The sequence below is a fragment of the Sphingomonas sp. UYAg733 genome (assembly GCF_054057355.1).
In genome coordinates this window covers 1-12,937 of sequence record NZ_JBSRZE010000007.1, presented here as the reverse complement: position 1 = coordinate 12,937, position 12,937 = coordinate 1, and the positions used below count along the sequence as shown (strand labels likewise).

The 12,937-nt window shown below is 65.0% G+C and carries 12 protein-coding genes; 11 read left to right on the top strand and 1 reads right to left on the bottom strand.

The features are described from left to right. Nucleotides 1-24 precede the first annotated feature (24 nt). The 5 genes from ACVWZA_RS13115 to ACVWZA_RS13095 all read left to right on the top strand — a co-directional run bounded on the left by ACVWZA_RS13115 (nt 25) and on the right by ACVWZA_RS13095 (nt 3,374). The gene (locus ACVWZA_RS13115) at nt 25-321 is read left to right on the top strand and encodes a BolA family protein (protein WP_457311677.1); all 297 of its coding nucleotides are present in this window, start codon (nt 25-27) and stop codon (nt 319-321) included. After that, nucleotides 318-1,034, top strand: a complete 717-nt coding sequence (locus tag ACVWZA_RS13110) for a glutathione S-transferase (protein ID WP_457311676.1) — start codon at nt 318-320, stop codon at nt 1,032-1,034. Before ACVWZA_RS13115 ends, ACVWZA_RS13110 begins: the two co-directional genes overlap by 4 nt. Then, nucleotides 1,031-1,477, top strand: coding sequence for an NUDIX hydrolase (locus ACVWZA_RS13105; RefSeq protein WP_457311674.1), 447 nt, complete (start codon nt 1,031-1,033; stop codon nt 1,475-1,477). The genes ACVWZA_RS13110 and ACVWZA_RS13105 overlap by 4 nt, the downstream gene beginning before the upstream one ends. After that, nucleotides 1,467-2,369: a pirin family protein gene (locus ACVWZA_RS13100; protein ID WP_457311673.1), complete on the top strand. Its 903-nt coding sequence runs from the start codon at nt 1,467-1,469 to the stop codon at nt 2,367-2,369. The genes ACVWZA_RS13105 and ACVWZA_RS13100 overlap by 11 nt, the downstream gene beginning before the upstream one ends. A gap of 117 nt (nt 2,370-2,486) precedes the next feature. After that, nucleotides 2,487-3,374 (top strand): alpha/beta fold hydrolase, encoded by an 888-nt coding sequence (locus ACVWZA_RS13095; protein ID WP_457311672.1) that lies wholly within the window; start codon nt 2,487-2,489, stop codon nt 3,372-3,374. A 131-nt stretch (nt 3,375-3,505) separates the two neighbouring features. On the opposite strand, the gene ACVWZA_RS13090 is transcribed toward ACVWZA_RS13095, so the two are convergent. Further along, nucleotides 3,506-4,549 carry a DUF2332 domain-containing protein gene (locus ACVWZA_RS13090; RefSeq protein ID WP_457311671.1) on the bottom strand — a complete coding sequence of 348 codons (1,044 nt, stop codon included), beginning with the start codon at nt 4,547-4,549 and terminating at the stop codon, nt 3,506-3,508. Between the two features lie 82 nt (nt 4,550-4,631). Between ACVWZA_RS13090 and hisG the strand changes: the two genes are divergently transcribed. The 6 genes from hisG (at nt 4,632) to ACVWZA_RS13060 (ending at nt 12,767) form a co-directional block, all read left to right on the top strand. Then, complete coding sequence (hisG, locus tag ACVWZA_RS13085) at nt 4,632-5,294, top strand: ATP phosphoribosyltransferase (RefSeq protein ID WP_457311871.1); 663 nt, start codon at nt 4,632-4,634, stop codon at nt 5,292-5,294. 111 nt (nt 5,295-5,405) lie between these two features. Then, nucleotides 5,406-6,695 carry a histidinol dehydrogenase gene (gene hisD, locus ACVWZA_RS13080; RefSeq protein WP_457311670.1) on the top strand — a complete coding sequence of 430 codons (1,290 nt, stop codon included), beginning with the start codon at nt 5,406-5,408 and terminating at the stop codon, nt 6,693-6,695. A 245-nt stretch (nt 6,696-6,940) separates the two neighbouring features. Further along, nucleotides 6,941-7,399, top strand: a complete 459-nt coding sequence (gene nusB, locus ACVWZA_RS13075) for a transcription antitermination factor NusB (protein ID WP_457311669.1) — start codon at nt 6,941-6,943, stop codon at nt 7,397-7,399. A gap of 141 nt (nt 7,400-7,540) precedes the next feature. Beyond that, nucleotides 7,541-8,548, top strand: a complete 1,008-nt coding sequence (gene thiL / locus ACVWZA_RS13070) for a thiamine-phosphate kinase (protein ID WP_457311668.1) — start codon at nt 7,541-7,543, stop codon at nt 8,546-8,548. Next, on the top strand, nt 8,545-10,674 hold the full coding sequence (locus ACVWZA_RS13065) for a sodium-translocating pyrophosphatase (protein ID WP_457311667.1): 2,130 nt from the start codon (nt 8,545-8,547) through the stop codon (nt 10,672-10,674). Before thiL ends, ACVWZA_RS13065 begins: the two co-directional genes overlap by 4 nt. A 131-nt stretch (nt 10,675-10,805) precedes the next feature. Continuing rightward, nucleotides 10,806-12,767: an alpha/beta hydrolase family protein gene (locus tag ACVWZA_RS13060; protein WP_457311666.1), complete on the top strand. Its 1,962-nt coding sequence runs from the start codon at nt 10,806-10,808 to the stop codon at nt 12,765-12,767. The last annotated feature ends 170 nt before the right edge of the window (nt 12,768-12,937 follow it).

Here is a 12,937-nt window from a genome sequence, read left to right as displayed (position 1 = left end):
CCAAAAACCGCCTATATAGGATCGATGACCAATCTCGCCACCGGCCCCGCCACCCAATCTGTAGCCGCAGAAATCACCGCCCGCCTGACCGAGGCACTCGCGCCGTCGCATCTCGACGTGAGCAACGACAGCGCGCATCATGCCGGGCATATGGGCGATGACGGTACGGGCGAGTCCCATTTCTCCGTCACCGTCGAAAGCCGCGCGTTCATCGGCCTGTCCCGGGTTCAGCGACAACGCCTGGTCAATCAGGCGCTGGCGGATCTGCTGAGGGACCGGATCCACGCCCTTGCGATCCGCACAAGGGCGCCGGGAGAATGACCGTGCGCTACGGACTCTGGTATTGGCCCTCTATCCAGGGGCGCGGCGAATTCGTGCGCCTGCCGCTCGAGGCGGCGGGCATCGAATATCTCGATTGCGCGCGGATCAACGGCGCGCAAGCGCTGATCGATCATATGAAGACGCATGCAGCGGCGCGCGGCGCGTTCGCACCGCCCTATCTCGAACTCGACGGCATGCTGATCGCTCAGGTCGCCAACATCCTGATGTTTCTCGGCGAGCGGCATCAACTCGCGCCGTCGAACATGGCCGAACGACTATGGCTCAATGGGCTGCAGCTGACCATCGCCGACCTCGTCAACGAGGCACATAATGTCCATCACCCGATCGACGCCGCTACCTATTACGAGGACCAGAAGGACGCCGCGCTGACCGCGGCAGCGGCGTTCCGCAGCGCACGCATGCCGAAATTCCTGCGTTATTTCGAACTCGCCATCGGCTCCGCACCTGGCGAATGGCTGATCGACCATCGCTGGACCTATGCCGACACCTCGCTGTTCCAAATGGTCGAGGGGCTACGCTACATGTTCCCGCGGCGCATGGCGGCGATCGAGCGGGATTATCCCGGCGTGATCCGCATCCATGACCAGGTCGCCGAATTGCCGGGCATCAAGGCCTATCTGAAGAGCGACCGCCGGCTGCCGTTCAACGAGCAAGGCATCTTCCGCCATTATCCGGAACTCGACGGCGAATGATCGAGCGCATTCCGCGACCGGCGGCGCGCGTCCTGCTGCTCGACGAGGCAGGGCGGACCTTGCTGTTCCGCTTCACCCCGAACGATCGGCCGCCCTTCTGGTGCACGCCGGGTGGCGCCGTCGATCCGGGCGAAGGCTATGCCGCCGCGGCGCGGCGCGAACTGTTCGAGGAAACCGGGCTCGACCTGGACCCCGGCCCGGAGATCGCGAAACGGCTGGCCGAATTCATCACCATCGAGGGCGTGCCGGTGGCCGCCGACGAACGCTATTTCCTGGTCCGCGTGTCCGCCAACTGCGCGATCGATACCAGCCGCCATACCCCGCTCGAACAACGTGTGATGCAAGAATGGCGCTGGTTCGATGGCGATGCGATCGGCGCGCATGACGAACCAATCTTTCCCGAAGACCTGAGCGATATGCTGGAGCGACATGATGACCAATGACGACCTGATCCTGCAGACGATCACGCCGGTCACGCACGACCTTGGCGGGTTCAAGGTCCATCGCACCTTGCCCTCCAAGCCACGCACCATGGTCGGACCGTTCCTGTTCTTCGACCAGATGGGCCCGGCGCATCTCAGCGTCGGCGAGGGGATGGACGTGCGGCCGCATCCGCACATCAACCTCGCCACCGTGACCTATCTGTTCGAGGGCGCGATCGCGCACCGCGATTCGATCGGCAGCGTGGCGACGATCGAACCGGGCGCGGTCAATCTGATGACTGCCGGCCACGGTATCGTCCACTCCGAACGCTCGCCCAGTGCGGAGCGCGCGGTCGGTCCCGAATTGTCGGGCATCCAGACCTGGATCGCACTCCCTGAGAAGAACGAGGAAATGGACCCGGCGTTCGAGCATGTCGGCAAGGCCGATTTGCCGGTGGTCGAATCGACCGGCGCGCGGGCGCGGATCATCATGGGCAATCTGTGGGGCGCTGCGGCGCCGACCACCACCTATGCCGATACGATCTATGCCGACATCATCCTCGACGTCGGCGGCAGCGTACCGATCGACGCCGGCGCGGATGAACGCGCGCTCTACGTCGCGCTGGGCGAGGCGAGCCTCGACGGGATGACGCTGGAGCCGATGACGCTCTATGTGCTCAAGCCCGGAGTCGCCGCGACCTTGCGCTCGGCAAGCGGCGGTCGCGTGATGCTGTGTGGCGGCGAGGCCTTCGCGACGCCACGCCATGTCTGGTGGAACTTCGTCTCGTCCGACCGCGAGCGTATCAACGAAGCGAAGCGCGCCTGGAAAGCGGGCGAGTTTCCCAAGGTGCCGGGCGACGACAAGGAATGGATCCCCATTCCCGAGATCCCGATGACGGTAAGCTATCCCTGATTTCATCTCCCCTCCCGCTTGCGGGAGGGGTAGGGATGGGCTCGCGCTCACCACGAATGACGCCGCCTGAGGAAAACGGGAGCCCACCCTGCCCCTCCCGCGAGCGGGAGGGAAAGAATGACGAAGACCTTCGACCTGCAGTCCATCCCCCTCCCCACCGGCGTCACGCTCGACGTCGCGGTCGCGGGCGACCCAGCCAATCCGGCGATCATCCTGCTCCACGGCTTCCCCGAATCGCACCGCACCTGGCGCCACCAGATTCCTGAGCTGGCCAAGACGCATTTCGTCCTCGCCCCCGATCAACGCGGCTTCGCGCGGTCGTCCAAGCCGGCCGAGGTCAGCGATTATACCCCCGACAAGATGGTCGGCGACCTGGTCGCGCTGGCCGATCATTTCGGCATCGGGACATTCACCTTGGTCGGTCACGACTGGGGCGGTGCGATCGCGTGGATGGCGGCGCTGACCCGGCCCGACCGGGTCGAGCGGCTGATCATCATCAACGCGCCGCACCCGTTCGTCTTTCAAAAGACGATGTTCGACGATCTCGGCCAGCGTGAGGCAAGCCAGTATATCCGCGCCTTCCGCAATCCCGATTTCGAGAAATACATTGACGGCATCGGGCTCAGCGCGTTCTTCGACGGCAGTTTCCTGCGCCACACCGACTTCGCCAATGTCGCCGACGAAAAGCCGATCTATCTCGACCAATGGGGCCAGCCCGGCGCGATGACCGCAATGCTCAACTGGTACCGCGCCAGCGCGATCGTCGTGCCTGAAATGCACGAAACGCCCGAACGCCCGGCCTTCCTGAACGCGCCCTTCCCGTCATTGAAGCAGCCGACATTGGTAATCTGGGGCCTGAAGGATGCGGCGCTGTTGCCGAGCCAGCTTGAGGGAATCGACGCGCTGGTCCCCGACATGACGCTGGTAAAAGTCGATGCCGGGCATTTCGTGCCGTGGGAAGCGCCCGAGGCAGTGACCGCAGCGATCAAGGAATGGCTGCCCTAAAATTCCTCCCCGGCACGGGGAGGGGGACCAGCGAAGCTGGTGGTGGGGGTGGGCCGGCAACGTTACGCCGCTTGGCACGCACCCTCCACCACGCGCTAAGAAGCGCGCGGTCCCCCTCCCGTGCCGGGGAGCTAAAGCACTTCCACCCAAGCCCCATGCGCCTGCACATTGGCCAATTGCACGGCTTCCGCAAAGCCCGGCCAGCTCTGCACCCAGACCTGCTGCTGCGCGGTATTGCGGTTGGGTTCCATCCGCACCCAGGCGAGCGGCCGTTCCGCCGTTGCGGCGGCACCCGCCGCCAGTATTGCCGTCTCGATCCGCGCCTGGCGCTCCGGTCCTAGATATTGCCACACCACCGAATGCATCAGCACGCGGACCACCCCGGCCGCCTGTGGTTCGGCGAGTCGGGCTTCGACCCAGTCGGCCGCATCGCCCTGCACCATATTCACCGGTCGATCCTCGATCATGGCAATCGCGCGCGACAGGCGCTCGGTGCGATCGGGATTGTCCGCCCAGATATAGGCGCGCAGCCGGTTGGCGGCCCTGGAGTCGGTGACATCGACCGGCTGGATCTCGACGCCGCGCACCGACGCGATCTCGACCGGCACGTCCGGCGGCGGCGGACCACGCCAGTCGGGGCGGATCGTTACCGCTGAATCTTCCGGCCCGAACATCTTGCCCCCAAGATCGAAGCGAAAGCGGTCGATCAACAGGTTGAGGCCGGCGCTCGACCCGATCTCGAGCAGATCGAGTTTCGCCCTATGGCGCCGCGCCACTTCGATCAGGCCTGTCATCAAGGCGGCCGAACGGCCCGCTTCGTTGGTTTGCGGCGGCCCATCGAGCCACGGATAGATCGCCGCGTCATGCGTGGCGAAGCTCTCGCGCAAGATGCGCTGCACGGTGTCGGAATCGATGACCCCGCCGGCGAACACGCGCGAAAGGTCCGGCGCGACTCCGGCCAGGTCGAGCGCGTGCAACCCACCGACCAGCCGCAGCGGCAAGGCATCGGTGGTCGGCTCGCCCGGCCAGTCGAGCACCCGCCTGCCGGTTTTCGTGCTTCGGTCGAGACAAATTGCCAGCGCGGCACATATCCGCGCAGTGATCGGCGCGCCCATGACGGTGCAGAAATGCTCCTGGATCAGGAATGCGCCCCGACTATTCCCCTCGCTCGTCATCGCGGCCTCCATTGTCCAACTGCGGCATTGTTGCGCCCGCGAAAGACCCCAAGTAAAGCCCCGCTCGATCATGGCCGCACCAATCACCCCACCTTTGATAATCGCCGTCCCCAAAGGGCGCATCCTGGCCGAGGCCATACCGCTTTTGAGGCGTGCCGGGATCGAACCCGAGCCGGCCTTTTCCGACGAGGACAGCCGCGCGCTGCGCTTCGCGACAAGCAACCCAGGCATCGACCTGATCCGGGTCCGCGCGTTCGATGTCGCCACCTTCGTCGCGCATGGCGCGGCGCAACTCGGCATCGTCGGATCGGACGTGCTGGCCGAATTCGACTATTCCGAACTTTACGCACCGGTCGATCTCGGCATCGGGCATTGCCGCCTGTCGGTCGCCGAGCCTGCCGCGCTGGCGGCAAGCGACGATCCGCGCGGCTGGAGCCATGTGCGCATCGCAACCAAATATCCGCACGTGACGCGCGCGCATTTCGAAGCACGCGGCGTGCAGGCGGAATGCGTCAAGCTGAACGGCGCGATGGAGCTGGCGCCGTTGCTCGGCCTGGCGCCGCGCATCGTCGACCTGGTCTCGTCGGGCCGCACGCTGAAGGAAAACGGCCTGGTCGAGGTCGAGGTGATCGCCGAGGTCACTTCGCGCCTGATCGTCAATCGCGCGGCATTCAAGACGCGCGCGGAAATCGTGCCGCTGGTCGAGGCATTCCGGCGCGCGGTGGATGACGCACGTGCGGCCTGACCTTGCTCTCACCCTCGGTTCGTTTCGAGCGAAGTCGAGAAACCAATACCTGACCCTGGTGGTCAGTTTCTCGACTTCGCTCGAAAGGAACCGAGCAAGGGTGCTGCCCGGATGCTGAAGCTCTCCACCTCCGACCCCGGTTTCGACCGCGACTTTGCCGCTTTGGTCAACGCGCGCCGCGAGGCCGATGCCGATGTCGCACGCGACGTGCGCACGATCGTTGCCAGCGTGCGCGACGAGGGTGATGCGGCACTCGCCGCTTTCACCAAAAAGTTCGACCGTCACGATCTCAACGAAACCGGCTGGCGGATCGAAAAGGCGGAGTGGGTCGCGGCCTATGACGGTCTCGAGCCGGCCCTGCGTGAAGCGCTCCACCTCGCTGCCGCACGAATCGCGACCTATCACGAGAAGCAGAAACCCGAGGACAGCGACACCATAGACAGCGCCGGCGTCCGCCTCGGCGCGCGCTGGAACGCAATCCAGAATGCCGGCATCTACATCCCGGGCGGTCGCGCGGCCTATCCCTCATCGGTGCTGATGAACGCGATCCCCGCCAAGGTCGCGGGCGTAGAGCGGCTCGTCATGGTCACGCCGACCCCGGATGGCGAGATCAATCCGCTGGTCCTTGCCGCCGCGCATATTGCCGGAGTCGACGAGATCTGGCGTGTCGGCGGGGCGCAGGCGATCGCCGCGCTTGCCTATGGCACCGGGCGGATCGCCGCGGTCGATGTGATCACCGGACCTGGTAACGCCTGGGTCGCGGAGGCCAAGCGCCAGCTTTACGGCGTTGTCGGCATCGACATGGTCGCGGGGCCGTCGGAGATCGTCGTCGTCGCCGACGGCCGCAACGACCCCGAATGGATCGCCGCCGACTTGCTCAGCCAGGCCGAACATGACCCGACCAGCCAGTCGATCCTGTTCACCGACAATGCCGCCTTTGCCGAGCGCGTCGCCGAAGCGATCGACCTGCAGATGGGCACGCTATCAACCGCGCGGGTCGCGCGCGACAGCTGGGGCGCGAACGGCGCGATCATCGTCACCGCCGACCTGATCGAGGCGATGCCGCTGGTCGATCGCCTCGCGCCCGAGCACCTCGAACTGGCGTGCGACGATCCGCAGGCGCTGTTCGACCGGGTGCGGCATGCCGGATCGGTGTTCCTCGGCCGCCACACGCCCGAGGCGATCGGCGACTATGTCGCCGGGCCGAACCATGTGCTGCCGACCGGCCGACGGGCGCGCTTCGCATCCGGCCTGTCGGTGCTCGATTTCATGAAGCGGACGAGCTTCCTGCAATGCAATGAGGCGGCATTGGCCGCGATCGGCCCGGCAGCGGTTGCGCTGGCTGAGGCCGAGGGCTTGCCCGCGCATGCCAGGTCGGTAGCACTGCGGCTGACGCGGTAGTAACGAATGACGAGCGTCCTTTAGACTTCTCATCATATTGATATCATTAGATATATAGTATATTTTCCAGCGCACGCGCTGCCGGAGAGATATGACACATTAGGGTGTGTCATATCTCTCCGGCCATACGACCGGCCATGGCTGCTGTTGAGCGGATCGATTCAAAAACCATTCAGCCCCCGCTATCCGGCTGATATGACAGAACAGGGTGGGGTTTTTCGCCGTACGGGGTTAAGAGCGCGCAAATGTCCAATCGTACCGCCCCCCGCTCGAAGGCTCGCTCCGCCGCGCGCCTCGCCGCCGCCCAGGCACTCTATCAGCATGAGATGGAGGGCACCAAGATTCCGCAGCTGCTCCACGAATTCCATCAGCACCGGCTCGGCGCGACGATCGAGGACGCGGAATATGCCGAGGCCGATGTCGATTTCTTCGACGATGTGGTGAAGGGTACGCACGCACGACTGGAGGAGATCGACCTGGCGATCGCGGCCAAGCTCGCCAAGGGCTGGAGCATGACACGGCTCGACAAGTCGATGCGCGCGATCCTACGCGCGGGCACCTATGAACTGATGGCGCGGGTCGACGTGCCGGCGCCCACCGTGATCACCGAATATGTCGATGTGGCGCACGCCTTCTTCGACAAGCGCGAGGCCGGGTTCGTGAATGGATTGCTGGATGCGATCGCGAAAGACGTTCGCGCCTAATCCTCCCCGGCACGGGGAGGGGGACCAGCGAAGCTGGTGGAGGGGGCGTGCCGGCAGCGTCACGCTTGCGCAGGCCCCCCTCCACCATTCGCCTGAAGAAGGCGAACGGTCTCCCTCCCCGTTTCGGGGAGGATTTGAGGCGTGACCGAATCCGACTTCCTGACCTTGCTCCGCACGCTCCCGCTCCACGCCGGCGCGCAGGGTCTGACCGACGACACCGCCACCCTCGGTCCCTACATCCTCACTACCGACACGATCGTCGAGGCGATCCACTTCCTCGCCACCGATCCTCCGCAAGACATCGCCTGGAAACTGGTCGCGACCAACCTGTCCGACCTCGCCGCGAAGGGTGCCACGCCGGTCGGTGTGCTGCTCAACTATCCTTTGAGCGATGACGCCTGGAACCGGGCGTTCATCGCGGGCTTCGGTCACGCCCTCGAAACCTTCGGTACACCCTTGCTCGGCGGCGACACCGTCTCGCTCCCCAAAGCTGCGCCCCGTGTCCTGACCCTGACCGCGATCGGCGCCGATGCCGCTGCGCCGCCGCGCTCGGGCGCCAGGGCCGGCGATGCGCTCTACGTCACCGGCACGATCGGCGACGCGGGTGCGGGCCTGACCATCGCCCAGGGCAAGCCCGGCCCGGCCGAACTGCTCGCCGCCTATCGCCGCCCCCAGCCGCGCATCGCCGATGGCCGCCTGCTTGGACCCTATGCGCATGCCATGATGGATGTGTCGGACGGGCTGTTGATCGACGCGCGACGCATGGCCGAGGCGTCAGGGCTGGCGGTGACGATCGACCTTGCCGCCGTGCCGCTCTCCGCCGCGTATCTCGGCTTTGCCGGGGATAGTCGCACCGCGCGACTTGCCGCAGCGACCGCGGGCGACGATTATCAATTGCTGTTCGCCGCCTCTCCGGACGAAGCGCCACCGGTGCCCGCGACGCGCGTCGGCCGGTTCGATCCCGGTGCCGGCCTGATCCTCCATGACGGCGGCGATGTCCTGCCACTTCCGGACAGACTCGGATTTCAGCACGACCTTCGACCGGGTTGCGCTCCGCGTTACCCGCCTTATACCCTCCGCCAAACCGTAGGGGACGCGGTCAGCCTGACCATCCGTCCCAAGCGATATAAAGGGGAAGGATCAGCATGACGATTGTCTATGCCGCCATGTTCTGCGGCCTGATTGCCGTAGTATACGGCATCATCACCAGCCGCTGGGTGCTCGCCGCGAGCCCAGGCAACGAAAAGATGCAGGATATCGCCGCCGCGATCGCGGAAGGCGCCAAGGCCTATCTCGGCCGTCAGTATCGCACCATCGCCATTGTCGGGATCGTCGTCGCGGCGCTGGTCACCTATTTTCTGGGCTATGTCTCCGCGATCGGCTTCGCGATCGGCGCGATCCTGTCCGGCGTGACCGGCTTTATCGGCATGAACGTCTCGGTGAAGGCCAACGTCCGCACGGCGGAAGCCGCGCGCACCTCGCTGCAGGGCGGCCTGACCATGGCGTTTCGTTCGGGCGCGGTGACGGGTATGCTCGTCGCGGGTCTCGGGTTGCTCTCGATCACCGGTTTCTTCTGGTACCTGACCGGTCCCGGCGGCCATGCTCCGACCTCGCGCATCGTGATCGATTCGCTCGTTGCGCTGGCTTTCGGCGCCTCGCTGATCTCGATCTTCGCGCGTCTCGGCGGCGGCATCTTCACCAAGGCGGCCGATGTTGGCGCCGATCTGGTCGGCAAGGTCGAGGCGGGCATTCCCGAGGACGATCCCCGCAACCCCGCGACCATCGCCGATAATGTCGGCGACAATGTCGGCGATTGCGCCGGCATGGCGGCCGATCTGTTCGAAACCTATGTCGTGACGCTCGGCGTGACGATGGTGTCGATCGCTCTGCTCGTCCAGGCTTCGGCCAGCGAGCTGCTTGCCCTTATGGGTCTGCCGCTGATCGTCGGCGGCGTGTGCATCATCACCTCGATCATCGGTACCTATATGGTACGCCTCGGGAGCAACAATTCGATCATGGGCGCGCTCTACAAGGGCTTCTGGACCACGGTCATCCTGTCGATCCCGGCGATCTATTTCGCTACGCAGTACACGCTCGGCGACATGCACACCGTGATCGGTGGCGCTGCGTTCCTCGAACCGGGCGTGGCCAATTCTGGCTTCACTGGCATGGACCTGTTCTGGTGCATGATGATCGGCCTCGCCCTGACCGGCGCTTTGGTGTGGATCACCGAATATTACACCGGCACCAATTATCGTCCGGTCAAGTCGATCGCCAAGGCATCGGAAACCGGTCACGGCACCAACGTCATCCAGGGTCTCGCGGTCAGCCTCGAGAGCCCGGCGTTACCCACGCTCGTCATCTCGATCGCGGTCATCGCGACCTATCAGCTGGCGGGCGTAATCGGCATCGCGTTCGGCGCGACCGCGATGCTGGCGCTGGCCGGCATGGTCGTGGCGCTCGACGCTTATGGCCCGGTCACGGATAACGCCGGCGGCATCGCCGAAATGGCCGGCTTGCCCGACGATGTCCGTCACCGCACCGACGCGCTCGATGCGGTCGGCAACACTACCAAGGCGGTGACCAAGGGCTATGCGATCGGCTCGGCGGCACTCGCCGCGCTGGTGCTGTTCGGTGCGTACACCACCGATCTCGGGATCTACTTCCCCGACCTCAACGTCGATTTCTCGCTCTCCAACCCATATGTGATCGTCGGCCTGTTGCTCGGCGCATTGCTGCCGTTCAGCTTCGGCGCGTTCGGCATGACCGCGGTCGGCCGTGCGGCGGGTGCGGTGGTCGAGGACGTTCGCGCGCAGTTTCGCGACAATCCCGGGATCATGGAAGGAACCAGCCGTCCCGACTATGCCCGTACCGTCGATCTCGTCACCAAGGCGGCGATCAAGGAGATGATCATCCCGTCGCTGCTGCCGGTGCTTGCGCCGATCGCAGTGTATTTCATCATCACCGCGGTATCGGATCAGGCGAGCGGCTTCGCGGCGCTCGGCGCGCTGCTGCTCGGCGTGATCGTGTCCGGCCTGTTCGTCGCCATCTCGATGACCTCGGGCGGCGGCGCATGGGATAACGCCAAGAAGTACATCGAGGACGGCAATCACGGCGGCAAGGGCAGCGAAGCCCATAAGGCGGCGGTGACCGGCGATACCGTCGGCGATCCGTACAAGGATACCGCCGGCCCGGCGGTCAATCCGATGATCAAGATCACCAACATCGTCGCGCTGCTGCTGCTCGCGGCGCTCGCGGGTCACGGGGTCGGCTGACACTGGGGCTGACACCAGTCGATCCGTTTCGGTTCCGAAAAGCCCGTCCCACCCCAAGTGCGGCGGGCTTTTTGCTATGCCCATCCCTTCGTGTCGGCTAGCCTTAGACCGGGAAAATCAGGGGGAATTCAATGATCTTGCGCGTTGCAGCGGCATTGTTGGCGGGCATGGCACTGCCGCTCGGCATTGCCGCCCAGGAAAAACCTGCCGCTCAACCTGCTACAGGCACCGCCGCGACCCTGATCCCGATCGAGCATTTTGCCAGCCTGCCATTCCTGACGGCCCCCGAACTGTCGCCCGATGGCACCCGGATCGCGGCGCGGGTCGCGGTTGCCGGGCAATTGCGGCTGGCGATCATCCCGCTGGCCGACACGAAGAAGATGATCACGATCGGCATGGGGGAGAATGACCTCAACGATTGGGAATGGGTCAATAACGACTGGCTGATCGCCAATATCGGCGCAACGGAGAAGGTCGAGGGCGACGATTGGTATCTCACCCGCATCGCTTCGATCAGCGCGGACGGCAAGAAGATCACCATGCTCGGCGCCAAGATGGCGGGGCAGAATGCCGGCAACGTGTTGTGGATGGCGCACGACGGATCGCCACACATCCTGCTCGCCTTGCAGACCTCGATCTATTCCAACGACGAGGGTTTCTGGCCCGAGGTGCGCGATTTCGACGTGAGCACGGGAAAGAGCGTGCGGGTCGTCCCGTCGACCAACAAGGTGTCGAGCTGGTTTACCGACGGTGCGGGGACGGTGCGCATGGGCGTCGCCTATAATGACGACAGGCGTTCCTATCGCCTGCTCTATCGCGACGACCGTACCAGGCCGTTCCGCACCGTCAGCAAGGCGCGCGGCCGCGGCGCTTCCCTCGGCAGCGTGCCCGCGATGTTCCTGGCCGAACCCGGCGCCGGATCGTACAGGGCGATCGCGTTCGACGATGACGACGGCTTCAACGCGCTCTATGCCTTCGACCTGACCACGCTGAAGACCGGCGAAAAGATGTTCGGAAAACCGGGTTATGATATCGGCGGAATCATCCCCGACGCCACCGGCTCGCGGATCATCGGCGTACAATATACCGATACGCACGCGCGCGCGCATTGGTTCGACCCGGTCCTGGCCAAGATCCAGGCCGATATCGACAAGGCGGTCGGCGCGCGCCAAGCGCAGATCACGTCATGGAGCAGCGATTTCAGCGTGCTGATCGTCAAGGTCGCAGGTGCCGACCGTCCGGGCGCCTATTATGTCTATCGCCCGGACAATGGCCGGTTGCGCGTGCTGGCAAAGATTAACGATGCGCTTGGCACCGGCGCGCATTCGCCGGTCAGCACGATCAAGTACAAGGCGCGCGATGGGCTTGAGATTTCCGCAATCCTCACCGTTCCGAAGGGCAAGACAGCCAAGGATCTGCCGCTGATCCTGATGCCACATGGCGGCCCGTTCGCGCGCGACGACGAGAGTTGGGACTGGTGGACGCAATTTCTCGCCAGCCGCGGTTATGCCGTGCTGCAGCCCAATTACCGCGGTTCGTCGGGCTATGGCACCGCCTTTGCCGAAAAGGGCGAGGGGCAATGGGGCCTGGCGATGCAGGACGATCTGGTCGATGCCGTCAAATGGGCGACAAGCACCGGCCTGGCCGATGCCAAGCGCATCTGTGTCGTCGGCGCATCCTATGGCGGCTATGCCGCGTTCCGCGCGGCGCAGCGCGACACCGGCCTCTATCGCTGCGCGGTGTCCTATGCCGGTGTGTCCGACCTGCCGGCGATGCTGCGCTACGATGGCCGATTCCTCAACAGCGGCGCACGCGGCGACTGGATGCGGCTGCAGGCGCCGGACCTGAAGAGCGTTTCGCCGATCAACCACGCAACCGAGTTCAGCGTGCCGATGCTGGTCATGCACGGCAAGGCGGATCGGGTGGTGCCGGTCCGCCAGTCGCGCGAAATGGTGGAAAAGCTGAAAGCGGCGGGCAAGCCCTATCGTTATGTCGAACAGCCACTGGGCGACCATCATTTCTCGCGCCAGGCCGACCGCGTCCAGTTCCTAACCGAGCTGGAGGCCTTCCTGAAAGAGCATAATCCGGCGTGAGCCGCCCCTCCCCGGCACGGGGAGGGGGACCACGACGCGAAGCGGCGTGGTGGAGGGGGTGGGCCGGCAACGATACGCTGCTTGGCATGCCCCTTGTATCTAGACGAGCACGGCTCGTTTCTGCTGGAAGCGACTGAGCGCCGGGGTGGGTGGCCACCCACCCCGGCGCG